A 16,659-nucleotide genomic window follows, 5' to 3' on the forward strand; every position below is an offset into this window, starting at 1 on the left:
TGCCCGCCTCCGAGCGACAGCGTCGCAAATCTCACGGCCCGGTCCAGCTCGTCATGAACGCTTCGACCACCCGCGCCGCGTTTTCCGCCGCGATCTGTTTGTAGAAGAAGAACTGGAACGGAAAGCCCGGCAGGCCAAGCGGATCACCGGGCCCATCCGACATGCCGCGGATGCCCAGGAACGGCACGCTGTGCTTGGTGGCCACGGCCAGCGCGGCGGCGGTCTCCTGATCCACCGCGTCGAAGGCCGGGTTTTCGGCAGTCTGGATGTTCAGGTTGCTCAGCAATCCCTTGGCCAGAAAAGGGCCGATCGCTTGAAAGAAGTTGCCGCTGTATAACAGCGAGCGACCGGGCGGACTGCAGGGTTGGCAGCCAAAAACGTCGCCGGTGTTGGGCACGCAGGGAAAAGCCTGACCATTGTTGGAGTCGTGGCTGTACCCGTTGCCGCCCACGAACAATTGCGGCACCCGTTTCAGATCGATCAGTTTGACGGTGGGAACGTGACGGCACAGACACATCGGGTTGCCTAGGTTGTTGACGCTGCTGAGGTTGACCGTCAGCGCCTGGGCCACCGCAAGCATGCCCGGATCGACCGGGGTGTAGCTGGTTCCGTTGTCCACGGTCCACTGCGCCGGCACCGCGACGTCACCGATGCTGGTTCGCCCGGCCCCACCGGCAACTCCCGAAAACAGCACGGCCCCAACGGCCATGCCTGAGGAGCAGGTGAAGCGGTTCAGGGCAGCCTCGGTGACGCGGGTGGCGTTCACCAGACCGATGCCGGTCATCGCTACGAGCACCTTCTTGCCGGCGATCGAACCGCGATAGTAGTACTGCCTGTCATACACCCCAACGGGATTCGGTTCCAGCATGGTGTGCGCAAGCACCGCGTCCGCCTCAGCGGGAAACGCCGTCAGCACCAGCGTCCGCTGTTCACATCCGGCCATCGTCACCTCAGCCATACCCCCGGGATTGGCACCTGCCATCCCGCCTCCGAGGCATATCGCGACGGACACGATGAAAACGGCACGAAAACGCTTGAGCAAGACCAAAACCATTAAGGCTTGATTTTCGCGCGACACGGCCAAGAGTTGGATATTCGTTATCGTTCTTTTTGACTAGTGATTTCATGTCGTGACGCAATCGCGACCCAGCGTCTCTACAACTGCTCGCCAGTCGCGCAAATGCGTGATCGGTCGATCAGTGAACGGCTACCCGTGGCACCGTTATGCTCAGCCCGGGTGAATAAGGAGGCAGCCATTATGGCGCGACGGCGCTCACGCAGATCCCCGTGGAAGAGCTTGGCGATGGTGGCGTTGATCATCGCGCTCGCTGCCTGCACGTCCAAACCGACACCGCCCGCCCCTGCGAGCGCGCCGACAAAGTCCGACCCGCTCACCGGCATCACCGTCCCAGATGCTTTCACTCCATTGACGCTGTCCCCTATTAGCCGACCGACGTTCCCCTTCCCCGGCACCGACGACAAGTATCACCTGGCTTTCGACACGCAGGTCACCAACTCGACGGCAGCACCGGCCACCCTCACCGCCGTCGACGTCGTAGACGCGCAAGACCCCAAGAAGATTCTCGCCACCTTCTCTGGCAACCAATTGGTCGATCCCGCTTGCAATTTCGGCAACTGCAACCGACTGCGGGTACTTCCATCCGCGCCGGCACCGGACTTCACCATCGCGCCGGGAACATCGCGTTCGCTGCTACTCGACTTCAAGCTGGACAATCTTTCCGACTTCCCCAAGGCGGTGATGCTGCGACTGCACGGCACCGGGGTGGTCAACCCGGGCGCCTCCGCCGACCCGAGCCCGATCGACACTTTGGGCGCACCGTTTCTGATCTCGGCCGGAACGCCACGGGTCATCGCCCCGCCGCTGCGGGGCAACAACTGGGTCGCCTTCAACGGCTGCTGCGATCCGGGCTGGGCGCACCGCGACGCGATCCTGCCGCTGAACATGAAGCTCAACAACAGCCAGCGCTTCGCGATCGACTGGATGCGAATGAACGACCAGGGCAACTTCTACAGCGGAGACCGGACTAAGAACGAAAGCTACGTCGACTACGGATCAGCGATCTACGCGGTCGCCGACGGCACCATCGTCTCCACGTTGGACAGCGTCGAAGCCAACGTGCCGGGCATCCTTCCCGCATCGGTACCCGAGCTGGCCGCCAAGCTGACGGTGGACAACGTTGACGGCAATCACATCATCATGGACCTCGGCGACGGTGTGTACGCCATGTACGCCCACTTGATCCAGGGGTCGCTGATGGTGAAGCCCGGAGACAAGGTCAAGAAGGGCCAGCAGATCGCCAAGCTGGGCAACACCGGTAACTCCAACGCACCGCACCTGCACTTCCAACTGATGAGCGGCCCTTCGCTCTTCGAGGCCGATGCTTTGCCTTACGTACTGGAAGGTTTCAGTTACCAGGGCCAGCTCAACGCCGATCAGGTGTGGAACGCCGACAACTACCTAAGCGGCTCATTCTTCGGCCCTGACATGCTCGCCGGACCTCAACTCAAAAACAACCAACTACCGTTGTTACTGGCTGTCGTAACGTTCCCGCTCACCTGAAAGGCCGAACCATGGACCTCTTTGTGGAATGGCACACCGGCGGAACGGAATTGAGCTGGCGATCCACCACCGAGGCCAACGACGGGCAAGCTGTCTCGATTTTCCTCCGTCGCTACGGCACGCCCGGGGCGCCGGCTCTGGTGTGCGTACACGGCTTTCCGACATCGAGCATCGACTACTACGCGTTGGCTCGCGAACTGGGTGAAGACTTCGAGATCTTCACCCTGGACTTTCCCGGCTACGGCGTGTCCGACAAACCACCGGAGCCCTACGTCTACTCGTTGTACGACGATGCGCGGCTGTTGACACACGCGATCACCGAGGTGTGGAAGCTGCGCGACTATCGAATGATCACCCACGATCGAGGCTGCAGCGTCGGCATGATCGCGATGGGGCTGCTTGCTGAAAAGTCATTGCTGCCAACTGATCTCATCATCACCAACGGTAACATCTACCTGCCGCTGTCCAACCTCACCACGTTCCAGACCGCGCTCCTCGACGACGCAACAGGCCGGGCCGCCGCCGCCGAGACAACGCCAGAGCTGCTGGCCGCCGGCCTCGGGTTCACCACGTTCATGCCGCGCCGCCCTCTGGAGCATCCCGAGATCGCCGCTCTGGCAAAGACGTTCGCTTACAATGACGGAATCCGGGTCTTACCGGACACCATTCAGTATCTGCACGAGCGCGCCGCGGATGAAAAGCGTTGGCTGAAAGAACTTTCCGAACTTTGCGTCAACGTCACGCTAGTCTGGGGACTGCACGATGCAGTTGCCCCACTGCGGGTCGCGAACCATGTGTGGCAGACCTACCTGCGCGGCATGCAGGGCCAGAGTCGCTACTGGGTGGTGCCGGGCGCCGATCACTACCTGCAGTGCGACGCCCCCGGAGAACTCGCTCAGATCATTCGGCTCACCGCGCAAGGCAAGGACATTGCGCTGAAATTGCAGACGCTCGGTGATCGTAGCGAGGGCGCGGTTCTGGTGGATCAGGCCTAAAGCGACACCGAGGCGCCACGTTCGATCTCTACAATGCGGTGGTCGAGACCACGGCGCCGCATTTCGTGCTTGAAATCAGCCAACGGCGAGGCGAAGACGGTGTAGTCGTCGAAGTGGACCGGGATCACCTTTGGCAGATTCAGCCGTTCGACGAGCCCGGTACCTTGCTGGGCGTCCATCGTCACGGTGAGCCCGAACGGCAACTTCGCCCCGGCCGGCAGTCGTGTCCCGCCCAGGTGCAGGATTCCCGCGTCGATGGCCTCGAACCTAACGGCGATCTCGCCGAGTTCGTCGACGAGCAAGGTATCGCCAGATATGTAGAGCCGACGCCGACCCGGACCCTGGTCCGTCTCGAATTCGAGCATGCTGCCCATCACCGGCGGCAACAGACGATTCGCCCAGGTCGGTGCGTGACGCCCGGGCAGCGACGTTACCGTGAGCTTGACAGGCCCTTTCCCGACGGTCTGCGTCTGCCACGTCGACATTGCGCTGGCGCGCTCAAACCCTTTCTGGTGCAGTCTTTTCGCGGCTGCCGGTGTGGTCAGGATAGGCAGTTGCCGATCGAGATGCTTTTCGGTGACACGGTCCCAATGGTCACCGTGCATGTGGGAGAGCACGACCGCATCCACCGGTGGCAACTCTTCGACCGAAAGCGCCGGTTCCTTGCGGCGCTTGGACACCAAACCGTGGCCCAGGTACGCGCGCTGGCCCTGGTGCAGGAAGTTCGGATCCGTCAGGACGGTGATGTCACCGGCACGGATCAGCGTGGTGGCATTGCCGACAAAGGTGACCGTTATCTCCATGGTTGCTGCGGGTTCCCGGAGAAATCGAGTGCAAACCTGATTCACTCGGGGATCGACCTGCGGGTACTGGCCGCTTCACTGGCGTAACTGCGGCCGGGCAGTACTACATTTGCCCGCCTCCGAGCGACTGCGCACGTCCGGGAGCGGCTGAGATCGAAGCTGTCGCTCAGAGGCGGGCAAACATGTACCCGTCCCGGACACTCCGGACCCAGTTTGCAAGCCGGGCGAAACTACGCGCCGCTACCCCGTGATGACCGGCAATTTCGCCCAACCGCGCACACTGCTGGTATGCGCTTTGGCAGCGTTGGCATAGTCGACTTCCCAGTCCGGCCAGCGCTTGATGACCTCCTCCAGAGCCACCCGCGCCTGCATGCGCGCCAACGCCGAGCCCAAACAGAAGTGCAGGCCATGCCCAAAGCTCAGATGCGCCGCGCCACGATGGATGTCGAAGGTTTCGCCGTCGACGTACTTGCGCTCGTCGCGGTTCGCTGATCCATTGAGTAGCAACATGATCGAGCCCTCAGGGATCACGGTGTCACGGCATGAGACGTCCCGCGCGACATAGCGGGCCTGTACCGGTGAAGGCGCCTCGTAGCGCAGCACCTCTTCGATCGCCATGGGAATCAGTGCCGGGTTCCCCACGATCTCGCTGCGCTGATCGGGATGATCGGCGAGCAGTTGTCCGATGAAACCGATTAGTCGGGTGGTGGTTTCATTGCCGGCGCCGGCAATCATGCTGGTATACATCAGCACTTCGGTGCGTTCCAGTCGCCGGGTGATTCCGTTTTCTTCGATCTCGGCGTTGAGCAGTTGGGTCATCAGATCGTCGGATGGATGCTCTGTGCGCCAATCAATGTAGTCGGAGAAGACCTCGTAGCTCTTTTCGAACAGGTCATCGTCGATCGTTCGAAACGTGCCCTCGCGCAAGTTGATTGCGCGCCCGCCGCGATCCCGGATGTCAGCCTGGTTTTCCTCGGGAATGCCCAGCAGGTAACCGATGGTGCGCATCGGGATCATCGAGCCAAGGTTCTCGATGAAGTCGAATCTGCCGGATCCCACCAACGGGTCGAGGGCGCGCACACAGAAGTCGCGGGTCAGCGGCTCGATCGCTTCCATCCGCCGTGGCGTGAAAACCCTTGACAACAACCGGCGATGCAGATCGTGCAGCGGCGGATCCTCGAACAGGATCACGCCGGGTGGCACCTGGACACCGCTCATGATGATGTCCATCGTGGTACCGCGGCCCGACCGGTAGGTCTCCCAGTTCGTCAGCTCCGGCGCGACGTCCTCATAGCGGCTCAGCGCGTAGAAGTTGTACTTTTCGTTGTAGTACAGCGGGACTTCGTCGCGCATCCGCTTCCAGATCGGATACGGGTCGTCATCGATGTCGAAATCGAATGGGTCGTAGTAGATCTCGGTGGATGTCATGCGGTCTCCGCGTCTACCCGACGGGCAGCTTCGGGCAGGACTACCTCGCCCACCCGCTTGAGATAAGGCCATGCCACTTCGGGCGACAGACCACCACATAACGGCGACAAGGTCAGCATCTTGCCGGCACGCACTCGGGAAATGGCTTCCTCGACCGTAATTATCACGTGCGACTTTCCCGTTTCGCGCAGTTCGTCGATCGTGTTGACGTGGGAGAAACCCGCTGATGTTTCATTGCCCGGGTTCCAGGCCGCATAGGTTCGCGCGTCGTGCAGCAGATGCTCACCGAGCTCCGACCACGCCTGTTCCACGTCGTCAGCAACAAATGTGACCGACGGGGTGTTGCGATCCGGAAAAAATGCCGACCCGGGCTGATAGCCGTGCTTGCGGCAGGAATCCTCGTATGCCTCCCGCATGCCCGGAATGTTGGCATTGGCCAACATTCCCAGCCCATAGCGACCAGCCCGACGCGCGGCCGCCAGACTTCCGCCGCCCCACATCATCGCCGGCCCACCAGGAGTCAGCGGCTGCGGCGTCACAAAGATTTGACGCTCGCCTTCAACCACCTTTTCTCCGTTGAGCAGCCGACGCAGCAGGCCAAGCTTCTCGTCGGCCAGTCGGCCCCGATCGCCTAGCTCCAAGCCGAAGATGTCGTACTCTTCGGGCCGGTAACCCAGCGCCATGATGTAGGACGTGCGCCCGTTACTGACGATGTCGAGCACCGTCATGTCCTCGGCAAGCCGCACCGGGTTGTAGAACGGCAGAATCAGAATCAGGCTCAGGGCCAACTTTTCGGTGCGCGCCGCTATCGCCGACGCCAGCAGCAGTGGCGACGGCAAATAACCGTCCTCGGATCCATGGTGTTCGCACAGCACCGCGGCCAGGCAGCCGTTGTCCTCTCCCCATGCGCACATCTGCGGCACCGCCGCGTACAACTCCGCCGGATCGGCCCCGAAAGCCGGAGCCCGCATGTCGAAGCGCAGCGTGAACACAGCCACTCCTAGGCAAACCTAATATTTGTCTCACGTACGCTACGTGGGACGCTTGAGTGCGGTCAACCATACCAATTGAAACTTACATCTAGTCCGGATACTGTAACGTCGGTGGATGAGCCACCAGGGAAAAGGGGAAAGATGACGACGGCGTCAGACTTATTAGGCTATGAAGGAAAGCGCGTCCTGGTGGTCGGTGGTGCGACCGGTATGGGCGCCGCTGCGGCACAGATCGCGAAGTCCCTGGGTGCGCACGTCACCGTGATGGATTTCGCCCCCGTCGAGTTCGATACCGACCAGACGATCCCGTTAGACCTCAGTGACCAGGATTCGATCGACCAGGCCGTCGACCAACTCGACGGGCCGGTCCATTCGTTGTTCTCCGCGGCGGGCGTCGCCGACGGCCCGAAGCTGATGCGGGTCAACTTCATCGGGCACCGCCATCTCATCGAGCGGTTGTTCGCCAAAGACCTGCTGCAGCGCGGCGCGGCCATCTGCTTCATCTCCTCGGTGGCCGGAATGGGCTGGGAAAACGACCTGGAGCTGGTTCAGGATTTCCTGGCCACGGTCGACTACAAGGCGGCGCACGACTGGTGCCAGGAGCGCGAGGCGCAGGGCCTCATCCACTACGGCTTCAGCAAGAAGGCGATCAACGGCTACGTCGCCTGGCAGGGCTACCACTTCCAGAAGAAGGGCGTGCGGATCAACGCGGTGTGCCCCGGTCCCACCGACACTCCCCTGGCTCGTGCGAATGCCGACCTGTGGCTGACCTTTGCCCAGGACTACCGCGATGACACCGGCACCGCAACGCTGACGCCCGAGGACATCGGCAAGGCGATGATCATGCTCAACAGTGCCGCCTCGGCGTCCATCAACGGAATCACGCTGAACGTCGACCAGGGTCACGCGATGGCGTCCATCACCGGGTCATACGCGCCGGGCAAGGCGATCATGGATCTGATCACGGGGCGGGTCCAACTGGCCTGACCGGTCGACCCGACGAGCAGACGCGAAAGCACCCCGGAACGCGCGTTCCAGGGTGCTCACTAGTCAAAGGCGTACCGCGGCAACGTCGTCGGGATGTCCAGCGAGCTGAGCAGGCCCGGGCCCGCGGCGACGACGTAGGGGATGGCGTTGACCACCCGCATCGCAGTGGCCGCCATTGCCGCGCGTCCGGCACCATGGCCTTCGGCGTCGCCGAGGGTCAGCACGCAGTGCACGTCGGGATCGCCGTCGATGTCGACCCGGTAAGTGGCATCGCACTCCGAGGTCGGCCAGTCGGGTGCAACGTCGCGTGCCATCCGGATGATGTGTTCGACCACGATGGCTTCGCGATCGTTGACCACGCCGGCGGCCCGGGTGCGCACCGCGCCACAGGTCCCGGCGGGGACAGTGCCGAACGCCACCTCGATGTCGCAGTCGGTCAGCCGGCGGTCGAACGTGCCGCGCACCTCTCGCACTTCGACGCCGAGACCTTGCGCGATCAGGGATATCGGTGCCTTCCAAGCCATCTCGAGAAAGCCGGGCGTCTTGAGCATCGGTTCGAAGTCCAGGGGGCGAGCAAAGCCCATGCCGTCCATCATCACGTCTGCCACCGGGTAATGGTCGTTGAGCGCAACCTCGCTGACCGTGATGCTGCGGATGCGCTTGGACTGGGTGGTCATCAATAGTGCCAACTCGTCGGAGGCGAAGCCGGGAAAGATGCCCGAGACGTAGAGCGATGCGTTGCCCTGGGTCGCCACCTGTGCCAGTTGATCGCGCCAGTCCGGGGCGAAATAGGTCGGCGGATAAACAAGACTCGTCGACGACGTCGAGACGACGTTGATCCCGGCGGTCAACAGGCGCAGGTAATCAGGCACGGCGGCGCCGTCGCGTTCGGGACCGCTGGCGGCATACACCACGCAGTCGGGCCGCAAGGCGATCAACGCGTCGGCATCATTGGTGGCAGCCAGCCCCAACGGCTCACCACCCGCCAGTTCGCCGGCGTCACGACCCACCTTGTCGGCTGAATGTACCCACACCCCAACGAGTTCCAAGTCCGGACGGTACCGCAAGGCGTCGATTGCGATCGATCCGACTCCCCCCGTCGACCACACCACGACACGCATCGACGTCTCCTTATCGGCGGTCCGCCGCAGCGGCAATTTCGCGGTGAGGCCACGCCACGGTCAAGTTGCACCTGTCGATCGCGGCGTCGTAGCGGTCGTCGGCTGACGCGCCCCGGCATGGCACTCGCACGTCGGACCACATGGTGAACCTCGTGAACATCATCGCCAACTTAACCTAACATTTGTTCGCGCTCGGGTTCATCGCTTGACCCGTCGACCTACGGGCGTGCGGTTACCAACCGGACGCTGGAAGTGGCGATGGTGCGACACGCCGCGCGTGTCGGTGCCAGAGACACTCGGCTAAAATCCGCGGGTGATGCGTAATCCGCTCGAGGAGTTGACACTCGAGCAACTGCGCCGTCGCACCAGCATGAAGTGGCGTGCGCATCCGCCCGACGTGTTGCCGTTGTGGGTCGCGGAGATGGACGTCAACCTCGCACCGACCATTGCCGAGGCCCTCCACCGCGCCGTCGACGCGGGCGACACCGGTTACCCGCACGGCAAGGGCTATGCCAAGGCAGTCAGCGAATTCGCGGCGCGGCACTGGCAATGGGAAGAAATGTCGATCGGCCGCACCCGCGTAGTGCCCGACGTGATGCTCGGCGTCGTCGAGATGCTGCGGCTCGTCACCGACCGCGGCGATACCGTCATCGTCAATTCCCCTGTCTACGCTCCGTTTTACGCGTTCGTGTCCCATGACGGCCGCGCGGTGGTCGAAGCTCCGCTGGGGCCCGATGGCCGAATTGACCTGGGCGCGTTGGAAGATGCGTTCGCACAAGCTCGGCGTGCGGCCGGCGCACACGGCAAGGCCGCCTACCTGTTGTGCAATCCTCATAATCCGACTGGTGCGGTGCACACCGCAGCGGAACTGCGCAGCGTCGCCGAATGTGCGCGCCGCTATGACATTCGAGTTGTGTCCGATGAAATACACGCTCCACTAGTCTTTTCCGGCGCACGCTTCACCCCCTACCTCAGCGTCCCCGGGGCGGAGAACGCACTCGCGCTGATGTCGGCGTCCAAGGCCTGGAACCTCGCGGGACTCAAGGCTGCCCTGGCCATTGCCGGTCCGGAGTCGGCCGCCGAGTTGCGACGGATGCCCGAGGAAGTCGGGCACGGGGCGAGCCATCTGGGCCTGATCGCACATACCGCAGCCTTCGCTTCGGGCGATGACTGGCTGGACGCGCTGTTGCGGGGGCTCGACGAAAACCGAAGGCTGCTCGGCGATCTGGTGACCGAACATCTCCCCGGGGTGCGCCTACTCCGACCGCAGGGAACATACCTGGCCTGGTTAGATTGCCGCGAACTCGGATTCGACGAGGCCCATACCGAGGGCATCAAGGTAGTGTCCGACCTGGCCGGGCCGGCCCGCTGGTTTAGGGACCGCGCCCGGGTGGCGCTCAGCTCGGGGCATGTGTTCGGCACCGGCGGGTCGGGGCATGTGCGATTGAATTTCGCTACCTCACGGGCGATTCTGACCGATGCCGTGTCGCGTATGGGCATCGCGCTTCGCAACGGCGGCCTGACCTGAGCTAATCAACGCCTAGGGCGTTGCGCGCTTGTTCAGTCCATCGATGACCCAGTGCGCCCATTCGATCTCATGCTGGGTCCAGCGCAGCCCCTGCTCCAGGGCGGCGCGGGCGAAGAAAGCTTCGTCGTCGATGGACCAGTCGTAGGCGTCGAGGATCTCCTGGTAATGCGCGTGCTCCTTCTCCGACACAGCCAGCAGTGACTCGAGGTATTCCTTTGCCTGGGCGGGTTCGAGTTGGCCAAGGAGGAAAACGCGCAGGATCGCGGCGTTGCGGATCGGCGGGTCCTCCTGCGGAGACAGCATCCACCGGTGCAACTCGGCGCGCCCGGCATCGGTGATCGCGTACTCCTTGCGGCCCCGAGGGCCCACGTCGGACACCTTGATCAAGCCCGTATTGGCGAGCTTGTTGAGTTCGCCGTACAGCTGACTCTGGGTGGCGGGCCACATGTTGTCCATCGAGTCTTTAAACCGTTTCAGCAGGTCATAGCCACTGCCAGGTTCCTGGGACAGTAATCCCAACGCCGCATGTCGTAAGCTCACCACGCCATACTAACCGTATACTATTGACATGTCACTTACTGACATGTCAGCATAGACAGGTCGAAATTGGAACGTAATATCTCGGGAGTCGAAAATGACCCAGTCAGTCCGCCGCGACGCGCCTGCCTTCTGCATCGACCGCAACGCGCAGCAGTCGAACGACCAGCCAAACACCGAACGCCGTGGCGTCGGCGGTCTGCTGGACGGCTTTCTCAAGTCGCCGTTTGCCGGTATCGCCCCCTGGGCGCTGTTGTCGATCCTGGCCGCGCCTGGTCGCTACGAGGTTGCGGTGGTATCCGCACTCGGCTTCTCAGTGCTGGTCATGCTCATCGGAGCAGCCCGCGGCATCAAGATCCACCTGCTGGAGATCTTCGGTGCGGTGTTCTTCGGCGCGTTGGCCATCGTCGGACTGCTCGCCACTGACAACGTGATCCGGTTCCTGGAAGTGTGGTCCGGTGAACTGACCAACATCTCGTTGGCCCTATTCGCGTGGTTCACCCTGTTGATCCGTCGTCCGTTCACCATGGCTTACGCCAAAGACACCACGCCGCAAGAACATTGGGACAGCCCACTGTTCAAGCGGATCAACACGGTGATCAGTGCCGTGTGGGCGAGCGCGTTCACCTTCACCGCCGCAGCCGGCTTCGTCGGCGCCCAGGTCCTGCACGACGCCGAGAACTTCTGGACCGGTTGGATCCTGCAACTAGCGGCGATCTTCTTCGCCGTCGCATTCACCGAGTTCTACCCGGACTACGCCACGGCCATGTTCGATCTCGACAACGGCGAGGAGGCGGAGGTGCCGTCGGCTCTGCGGCTCGTCGAATGGCTGCCGACGTTCGTCATCGTCACCGGTGTGGTGGGTCTGATTACCGGATCCATCGACTTCACCATCGGCATCGCGCTGATAATCGGCGGCAGCGTGGCGTCCGGGGTCTTGGCGAAGTTCCTCCCGGAGCAGTAACCGCACCCCCCGCGAGCAGACGCAGAATCACCCTGGAACGCGTGTTCCAGGGTGATTCTGCGTCTGCTCGCGCAACCTCGCGCAACCTCAGGTGACCGCCAGGACGGCGGGGGCGAATTCGGGACGGCATACCACCAGGTCCGGGAGCTTGGGATCGGGCTGGTTGTAGGCCAACGCCGAACCGTCGATGCGCGAGGTGTGCAGACCGGCCGCCCGTGCGACCGCCACCGGGGCCGCCGAGTCCCATTCGAACTGACCGCCGGCATGGACGTACACATCGGCGAGACCCTGCACAATCGAGGCGACTTTGGCTCCGGCAGAACCCATTTCGACCAAGGTGCCACCCAGCGCATCGCGGACCGCCAAGGCGATCGCGGGCGGACGCGTACGCGACACCACGATGCGCGGTTTGTCGGGAGCCGTCGGCGGTGGCTCGACCTGGGGAGTCGCCAGGGTGGCCCCCTGCGCCGGCAGGGCCACCGCGCCGGCCACCAACTCACCCGCCTCCCAGAGCGCGACATGCACGGCCCAGTCGGCGCGGTCGAGTTCGGAGAACTCCCGAGTGCCGTCCAGCGGGTCGACGATCCACACCCGCGTCGAGCGCAACCGGACCGGGTCGTCGGCGCCCTCCTCGGACAAGACCGCGTCGTCGGGTCGCTCGCGGCCCAGCGCTTCCATCAGAAAGTCATGAGATCGCTTGTCCCCGGCCGCTTTCCGCTCAGCTGGTTCGGCGTTGGCGAATTCCTCCCGGACGGTGAGCAGCAGTCGGCCGGCGTCGGTGGCCAACTGCGCGGCCAGTTCATGGTCGTTCATGCAATTGACGTCCTCACTGGGTACGCGGAAATGTTGGTTAGTTTAACCGACTTTGCCGGGCTAGATCGTGGCCCGCTCAGAGTCCGAACTGATCCTCGATGATGCCGAGCCAGATCTGAGCGCAGTCCATCGCCACCTTTTCACTGATGAAGGCGTGCTGGGTGCCGGTGTAGATGTCACGGAACGCGCGCTCGAGCCGACTGCCCTCCCGGATCGAGCTGGTTCCCGCCACCAGGTGAGCCCATTCCGCGCATTCGCGTGCCGTGTCGGTGGCGTAGACGGCGGCCGCGCGCATGTCAGCGCGCAGCTTCGGGTCCAGATCTGTCCCCGTGGCTACGGCCGCCTCGCCGGCACCGAAGGCATCCAGCACCAGCAGACGCGCGGCGCGCCAGGCCGCGACGTGGTGTGCCAGACCTTTCTGGAACGTCGGCCGGCTGGCCAGTGCGGCCATATCGCTCATCCGGAACTTGGTGGCGGCGAGTTCGGCAACGTCGTCGAGCATGCTCTTGGCCACCCCGAGGGCCCACGATGCGTGGCCGGCGGCGGTCACCGGCATCAGTCCCATCCGGGTGGCCGGTGAACTTCCGCGGAATGGCTTGCGGTCGAACAGGCCAAACGTCCGGTACCCCGGCACGAATACGTCTTGGACGCTGTAGTCATAAGATCCAGTTCCCTTGAGCCCCTGGACATACCAACCGTCGTTGAAGGTGATCTCCGCCCTGGGGATCACCGCCACCTGCATGTCGGGAATGCCATCGCTGATCCAGCGCATCTCCCCGTCGTCCATCGGGAAGAACCCCGCCGCCACATACTGCGAATGTCCGGTACCCGAGCCGAAACTCCACGAACCACTTACCCGGTAACCGCCATCCACCACTGCGCCCTGCCCGTTGGGAAAGAACTGACCGCCCATCGTGACGCGGTTGTCGTGTGCGGTGAACACCTCGGCGAAGCCCTCGTCGGGAAGGTAGGCCGCCGCGGCGAACGACGACGGCAGGTTCGCGATCCCAATCCACCCGAAAGAGCCGTCCTGCCAAGCCATCTCGATCCAGGTTTCGATCATCTCGGCGAACGACGGTTCGACACCGCCGGCCGGTACGGGATTGAAGGACGACATCAGCCCGCTGGACCACATTTCGTCGACGATCGTGGTGGTCAGGGTGCGGTTACGTTCGGAGGCCGCCGCCTCGGCGAGCACTGTCTCACGCATTCCCCGCGCCCTGGACAGGACCTCTACGGTGGTCGACGTCATTGCCGGTCTCCTATCGCCGTTGCCGGGGACCCATGTTTCGGGGTCAGCATATTGGGTTACCCGAGGCCTGCAGAACGGCGATGAGTGGCCCGGACAAGCCACGGGACAGAATGGAACCGGAACACCGAAGATACCCAGGCAGCGGCGGAGCACCCGCCGCCGTAGCCGAACCCGGCGTTCCGCTTGCCGATCGCTACCAGCTTGGGACCGTGCTGGGTCGCGGCGGGATGTCTGAAGTGCGCGACGGGTGGGACCTGAAGCTGGGTCGGCCCGTCGCGATCAAACTCCTCGCCTGCGGAAACCGCCCCGAGGACCGTCTGCGATTCGAAACCGAGGCACGTGCGACCGCCACGCTGAGCAGTCACCACATCGTGGTCGTCCACGACGTCGGCGAGCACGACGGGCTGCCCTTCATCGTGATGGAGCGACTGCCGGGAATTTCCCTGGCCGACCACATCGCGCGCGGTCCGCTGACGCCGGACTTCGTCCGCTCTGTTCTCGAAGATGTTCTCGACGCGCTCGCGGTGGCGCATGCGGCAGGAATCGTGCACCGCGACGTCAAACCGGGCAACGTGCTGTTCACCCCCAAGGGCGAAGCTAAGCTCGCCGATTTCGGCATCGCCAAGACCAACGGCGGCGTGCACACCATGACCGGCGAGATCGTTGGCAGCATGGCTTACTTGAGCCCAGCGCGGCTGACGGCCAAGCCGGCCACCCCCGCGGACGACCTGTATGCCCTCGGCGTGGTTGGCTACGAGGCGCTGACCGGACGCCGGCCATTCCCGCAAACCGAGCTAGGGCCGTTGGGCCACGCCATCCTGCACGAGTCACCGGCACCGCTCATCGCGCTGCGACCCGACGTGCCCGCGGGCCTTGCCGACGTAATCGAACGGGCGATGGCACGCGAGCCTGCCCGCAAGTTCGAACAGGCCGAGGCCATGAGAACGGCGTTGGCAGGCGCGAAGGCAAGCCCTAAGGTGCGCAATCCCACGCGAGCCATAACGGCGCCGCTACCGAGTCTGGGCACCCACGCGTTTGTGGCGGCGGAACCCGAACCTCCCCATTCCCGACGCAAACTCTGGGCGGCGGCGATTGCCGCCACGTTCCTGATGTCGGTCATGCTGATCGCAATCATCCCGTCGTTCTCAGCACCACCGCCCTCGCCGGTCGGCACCAGCACGCCGCTGCCGCCACCGCCGGCCACCAGCGAAGTCGCACCGATGAGCACCCCTGCGCCGCCGCCGGCACCGCCTCCGGGCCGGCACGGCAAGAAGAACAAGGGCGGAAAAGGCGACTGATCAGTCGGGTAGACCGAAGAGTTCCACGACGCCATGGTCGCGGCCGGCCAGATAGCCGCCGTCCACCGCGATGGCCTGACCTGACACGAACGACGCATCGGGTGATACCAGGAAAGCCGCCATCGCGGCGACCTCCTCGGGACGACCCAGCCGCTGCAACGCGTGCTCCTTGGTGATCAAGGCCCGCGGGCCCTCCATCCCCGGGATGCCGAAAACGCTTTCAGCTAACGGGGTTTCGATGAAACCAGGACAGATCGCGTTGGCCCGAATTCCGCTCGGTCCGTAGTCGAGCGCGATGTTCTTCGTCAACAGCACGACACCGCCCTTGGCGGCGTTGTACGAACTGCCGCCGGCGGTACCTTCCAGTCCCTCGACGCTGGCCAGCGTCACGATCGACCCGCGCTCCCCGTCGACTCGGGGCTGTTCGATCATCCGGCCCAACGCCGCCTTGGCCACCAGGAAGGTGGCGGTGAGATTGATGTTGATGACCCGGTCCCACTCGGACTGCGGAACCAGGTGGACGGGTCCGCCACCGGCGACGCCGGCAGAGTGGACCACCCCGTCCAGGCGGTCGGGTACCGCCTGGAATACCGCTGCCACTGCGTTCTCGTCGCTCACGTCAGCGGTCACGAAGTGAAACTCCGGCCCCAGATCCGGCGGCGCCGCCAGGTCGGCCCCGATAACGGTGCCGCCCTCATCCAGCAGTCGTCGGGCAGTGGCCAAGCCGATGCCCGACGCTGCGCCGGTCACCACAAAAGTGCGCCCGTCGGCGCGGTCAGTGCTCATGGCGCGCTTCGTCTGCCCTGTCCATTCGGCTGACCCCTCGGCGACCGTATGGGACAGGTAAGGCAAGTCTTACACCGGGACCGCTCGGCTGATCGCGTTTTCGGCAACTCACAGTCAGTTCTCCAGATCCTTGGCGCAGGCTGCCAGGATCGCAGCGAAATTCCAGCTCAGCAGCCGACTGCTGACTTGCTCCATGAGCCTGCCTCCGGCACGCAGTGGATGGGTGTAATGGCTCAGCCAGTCGACGTGAGTGCCGTCCCCGGCAGGCGTGAAAGTCAGGGTGCCGCCCTCGTGGTTGAAGGCAGGGAACGAGGCGACGATCAGGTAGCTGTAGCTGTTCGGGCGGTCGTAGGTGGGGATTTCCTCGCGGAACCACATGCCGGTGCCAACGACTTTCCGTACGGCGCCCGGTCCAAGGGGCGGCGAGTCCGGCGCCCAGCTGGACTTGAGGACCAGCGGCGCCCTAACCAGGCTTGCCGGGTCCGCCAGCCAGTCGAAGACCTGTTCCACCGGCGCAGCGATCGTTCGTTGAACGTGAATCTCGACCATGAAAATCTCCCGCCTGACAAACGCC

General features: G+C 63.7%; 16 protein-coding genes. 6 read left to right on the plus strand and 10 right to left on the minus strand.

Annotation, left to right across the window (positions count from 1 at the left end):
• Window positions 1-31: 31 nt before the first annotated feature.
• Window positions 32-982, minus strand: coding sequence for a phosphorylase family protein (locus tag A5634_RS27585; RefSeq protein ID WP_253861763.1), 951 nt, complete (start codon window positions 980-982; stop codon window positions 32-34).
• 255 nt (window positions 983-1,237) lie between these two features.
• On the opposite strand from A5634_RS27585, the gene A5634_RS19265 reads away from it, so the two are divergent.
• Together A5634_RS19265 and A5634_RS19270 are read left to right on the plus strand one after the other, a co-directional pair.
• The gene (locus A5634_RS19265; RefSeq protein ID WP_301337117.1) at window positions 1,238-2,581 is read left to right on the plus strand and encodes a M23 family metallopeptidase; all 1,344 of its coding nucleotides are present in this window, start codon (window positions 1,238-1,240) and stop codon (window positions 2,579-2,581) included.
• Window positions 2,582-2,592: 11 nt separating this feature from the next.
• Window positions 2,593-3,576 carry an alpha/beta fold hydrolase gene (locus A5634_RS19270; RefSeq protein ID WP_065145631.1) on the plus strand — a complete coding sequence of 328 codons (984 nt, stop codon included), beginning with the start codon at window positions 2,593-2,595 and terminating at the stop codon, window positions 3,574-3,576.
• Here A5634_RS19270 and A5634_RS19275 read toward each other — a convergent pair.
• The 3 genes from A5634_RS19275 to A5634_RS19285 all read right to left on the minus strand — a co-directional run bounded on the left by A5634_RS19275 (window position 3,573) and on the right by A5634_RS19285 (window position 6,799).
• The gene (locus A5634_RS19275; RefSeq protein WP_065145632.1) at window positions 3,573-4,379 is read right to left on the minus strand and encodes an MBL fold metallo-hydrolase; all 807 of its coding nucleotides are present in this window, start codon (window positions 4,377-4,379) and stop codon (window positions 3,573-3,575) included. The genes A5634_RS19270 and A5634_RS19275 overlap by 4 nt on opposite strands.
• A gap of 240 nt (window positions 4,380-4,619) precedes the next feature.
• Entirely contained in the window at window positions 4,620-5,807 is a 1,188-nt protein-coding gene (locus tag A5634_RS19280; RefSeq protein ID WP_065145633.1) for a cytochrome P450, read from the minus strand.
• Complete coding sequence (locus A5634_RS19285; RefSeq protein WP_065145634.1) at window positions 5,804-6,799, minus strand: LLM class flavin-dependent oxidoreductase; 996 nt, start codon at window positions 6,797-6,799, stop codon at window positions 5,804-5,806. Before A5634_RS19285 ends, A5634_RS19280 begins: the two co-directional genes overlap by 4 nt.
• A 141-nt stretch (window positions 6,800-6,940) precedes the next feature.
• On the opposite strand from A5634_RS19285, the gene A5634_RS19290 reads away from it, so the two are divergent.
• Window positions 6,941-7,786, plus strand: a complete 846-nt coding sequence (locus A5634_RS19290) for an SDR family oxidoreductase (RefSeq protein ID WP_065145635.1) — start codon at window positions 6,941-6,943, stop codon at window positions 7,784-7,786.
• A 59-nt stretch (window positions 7,787-7,845) separates the two neighbouring features.
• Here A5634_RS19290 and A5634_RS19295 read toward each other — a convergent pair whose 3' ends face one another.
• Window positions 7,846-8,907, minus strand: coding sequence for an NAD(P)H-dependent amine dehydrogenase family protein (locus tag A5634_RS19295; protein WP_065145636.1), 1,062 nt, complete (start codon window positions 8,905-8,907; stop codon window positions 7,846-7,848).
• A 316-nt stretch (window positions 8,908-9,223) separates the two neighbouring features.
• Between A5634_RS19295 and A5634_RS19300 the strand changes: the two genes are divergently transcribed.
• A complete protein-coding gene (locus A5634_RS19300; protein ID WP_065145637.1) occupies window positions 9,224-10,435 on the plus strand; it encodes a MalY/PatB family protein in 1,212 nt (403 codons plus the stop codon).
• 12 nt (window positions 10,436-10,447) lie between these two features.
• Here the strand turns inward: A5634_RS19300 and A5634_RS19305 are convergent, their stop codons facing one another.
• Window positions 10,448-10,975, minus strand: coding sequence for a PadR family transcriptional regulator (locus tag A5634_RS19305; RefSeq protein WP_065145650.1), 528 nt, complete (start codon window positions 10,973-10,975; stop codon window positions 10,448-10,450).
• 94 nt (window positions 10,976-11,069) lie between these two features.
• Here A5634_RS19305 and A5634_RS19310 point away from each other — a divergent pair, with 94 nt between their 5' ends.
• Window positions 11,070-11,936: a hypothetical protein gene (locus A5634_RS19310; protein WP_081290536.1), complete on the plus strand. Its 867-nt coding sequence runs from the start codon at window positions 11,070-11,072 to the stop codon at window positions 11,934-11,936.
• 87 nt (window positions 11,937-12,023) lie between these two features.
• Here the strand turns inward: A5634_RS19310 and A5634_RS19315 are convergent, their stop codons facing one another.
• On the minus strand, window positions 12,024-12,749 hold the full coding sequence (locus A5634_RS19315; protein ID WP_065145638.1) for a 3'(2'),5'-bisphosphate nucleotidase CysQ: 726 nt from the start codon (window positions 12,747-12,749) through the stop codon (window positions 12,024-12,026).
• Between the two features lie 76 nt (window positions 12,750-12,825).
• Window positions 12,826-14,001: an acyl-CoA dehydrogenase family protein gene (locus A5634_RS19320; protein WP_065145639.1), complete on the minus strand. Its 1,176-nt coding sequence runs from the start codon at window positions 13,999-14,001 to the stop codon at window positions 12,826-12,828.
• Window positions 14,002-14,111: 110 nt separating this feature from the next.
• Between A5634_RS19320 and A5634_RS19325 the strand changes: the two genes are divergently transcribed.
• On the plus strand, window positions 14,112-15,299 hold the full coding sequence (locus tag A5634_RS19325; protein ID WP_081290537.1) for a serine/threonine-protein kinase: 1,188 nt from the start codon (window positions 14,112-14,114) through the stop codon (window positions 15,297-15,299).
• Here the strand turns inward: A5634_RS19325 and A5634_RS19330 are convergent, their stop codons facing one another.
• Window positions 15,300-16,085: an SDR family NAD(P)-dependent oxidoreductase gene (locus A5634_RS19330; RefSeq protein ID WP_065145640.1), complete on the minus strand. Its 786-nt coding sequence runs from the start codon at window positions 16,083-16,085 to the stop codon at window positions 15,300-15,302.
• Between the two features lie 114 nt (window positions 16,086-16,199).
• On the minus strand, window positions 16,200-16,634 hold the full coding sequence (locus A5634_RS19335) for an SRPBCC family protein (protein ID WP_065145641.1): 435 nt from the start codon (window positions 16,632-16,634) through the stop codon (window positions 16,200-16,202).
• Between the last annotated feature and the right edge of the window lie 25 nt (window positions 16,635-16,659).

Source organism: Mycobacterium asiaticum (genome assembly GCF_001673365.1).
Lineage (GTDB): Bacteria > Actinomycetota > Actinomycetes > Mycobacteriales > Mycobacteriaceae > Mycobacterium > Mycobacterium asiaticum_A.

Excerpts from the sequence above, each read along its gene's own strand:
- A5634_RS19320 (WP_065145639.1), bottom strand. The coding sequence starts at position 14,001 with ATGACGTCGACCACCGTAGAGGTCCTGTCCAGGGCGCGGGGAATGCGT.
- A5634_RS19330 (WP_065145640.1), bottom strand. The coding sequence starts at position 16,085 with ATGAGCACTGACCGCGCCGACGGGCGCACTTTTGTGGTGACCGGCGCA.
- A5634_RS19310 (WP_081290536.1), top strand. The coding sequence starts at position 11,070 with ATGACCCAGTCAGTCCGCCGCGACGCGCCTGCCTTCTGCATCGACCGC.
- A5634_RS19295 (WP_065145636.1), bottom strand. The coding sequence starts at position 8,907 with ATGCGTGTCGTGGTGTGGTCGACGGGGGGAGTCGGATCGATCGCAATC.
- A5634_RS27585 (WP_253861763.1), bottom strand. The coding sequence starts at position 982 with ATGGCAGGTGCCAATCCCGGGGGTATGGCTGAGGTGACGATGGCCGGA.
- A5634_RS19275 (WP_065145632.1), bottom strand. The coding sequence starts at position 4,379 with ATGGAGATAACGGTCACCTTTGTCGGCAATGCCACCACGCTGATCCGT.
- A5634_RS19300 (WP_065145637.1), top strand. The coding sequence starts at position 9,224 with ATGCGTAATCCGCTCGAGGAGTTGACACTCGAGCAACTGCGCCGTCGC.
- A5634_RS19335 (WP_065145641.1), bottom strand. The coding sequence starts at position 16,634 with ATGGTCGAGATTCACGTTCAACGAACGATCGCTGCGCCGGTGGAACAG.
- A5634_RS19280 (WP_065145633.1), bottom strand. The coding sequence starts at position 5,807 with ATGACATCCACCGAGATCTACTACGACCCATTCGATTTCGACATCGAT.
- A5634_RS19290 (WP_065145635.1), top strand. The coding sequence starts at position 6,941 with ATGACGACGGCGTCAGACTTATTAGGCTATGAAGGAAAGCGCGTCCTG.
- A5634_RS19270 (WP_065145631.1), top strand. The coding sequence starts at position 2,593 with ATGGACCTCTTTGTGGAATGGCACACCGGCGGAACGGAATTGAGCTGG.
- A5634_RS19315 (WP_065145638.1), bottom strand. The coding sequence starts at position 12,749 with ATGAACGACCATGAACTGGCCGCGCAGTTGGCCACCGACGCCGGCCGA.
- A5634_RS19325 (WP_081290537.1), top strand. The coding sequence starts at position 14,112 with ATGGAACCGGAACACCGAAGATACCCAGGCAGCGGCGGAGCACCCGCC.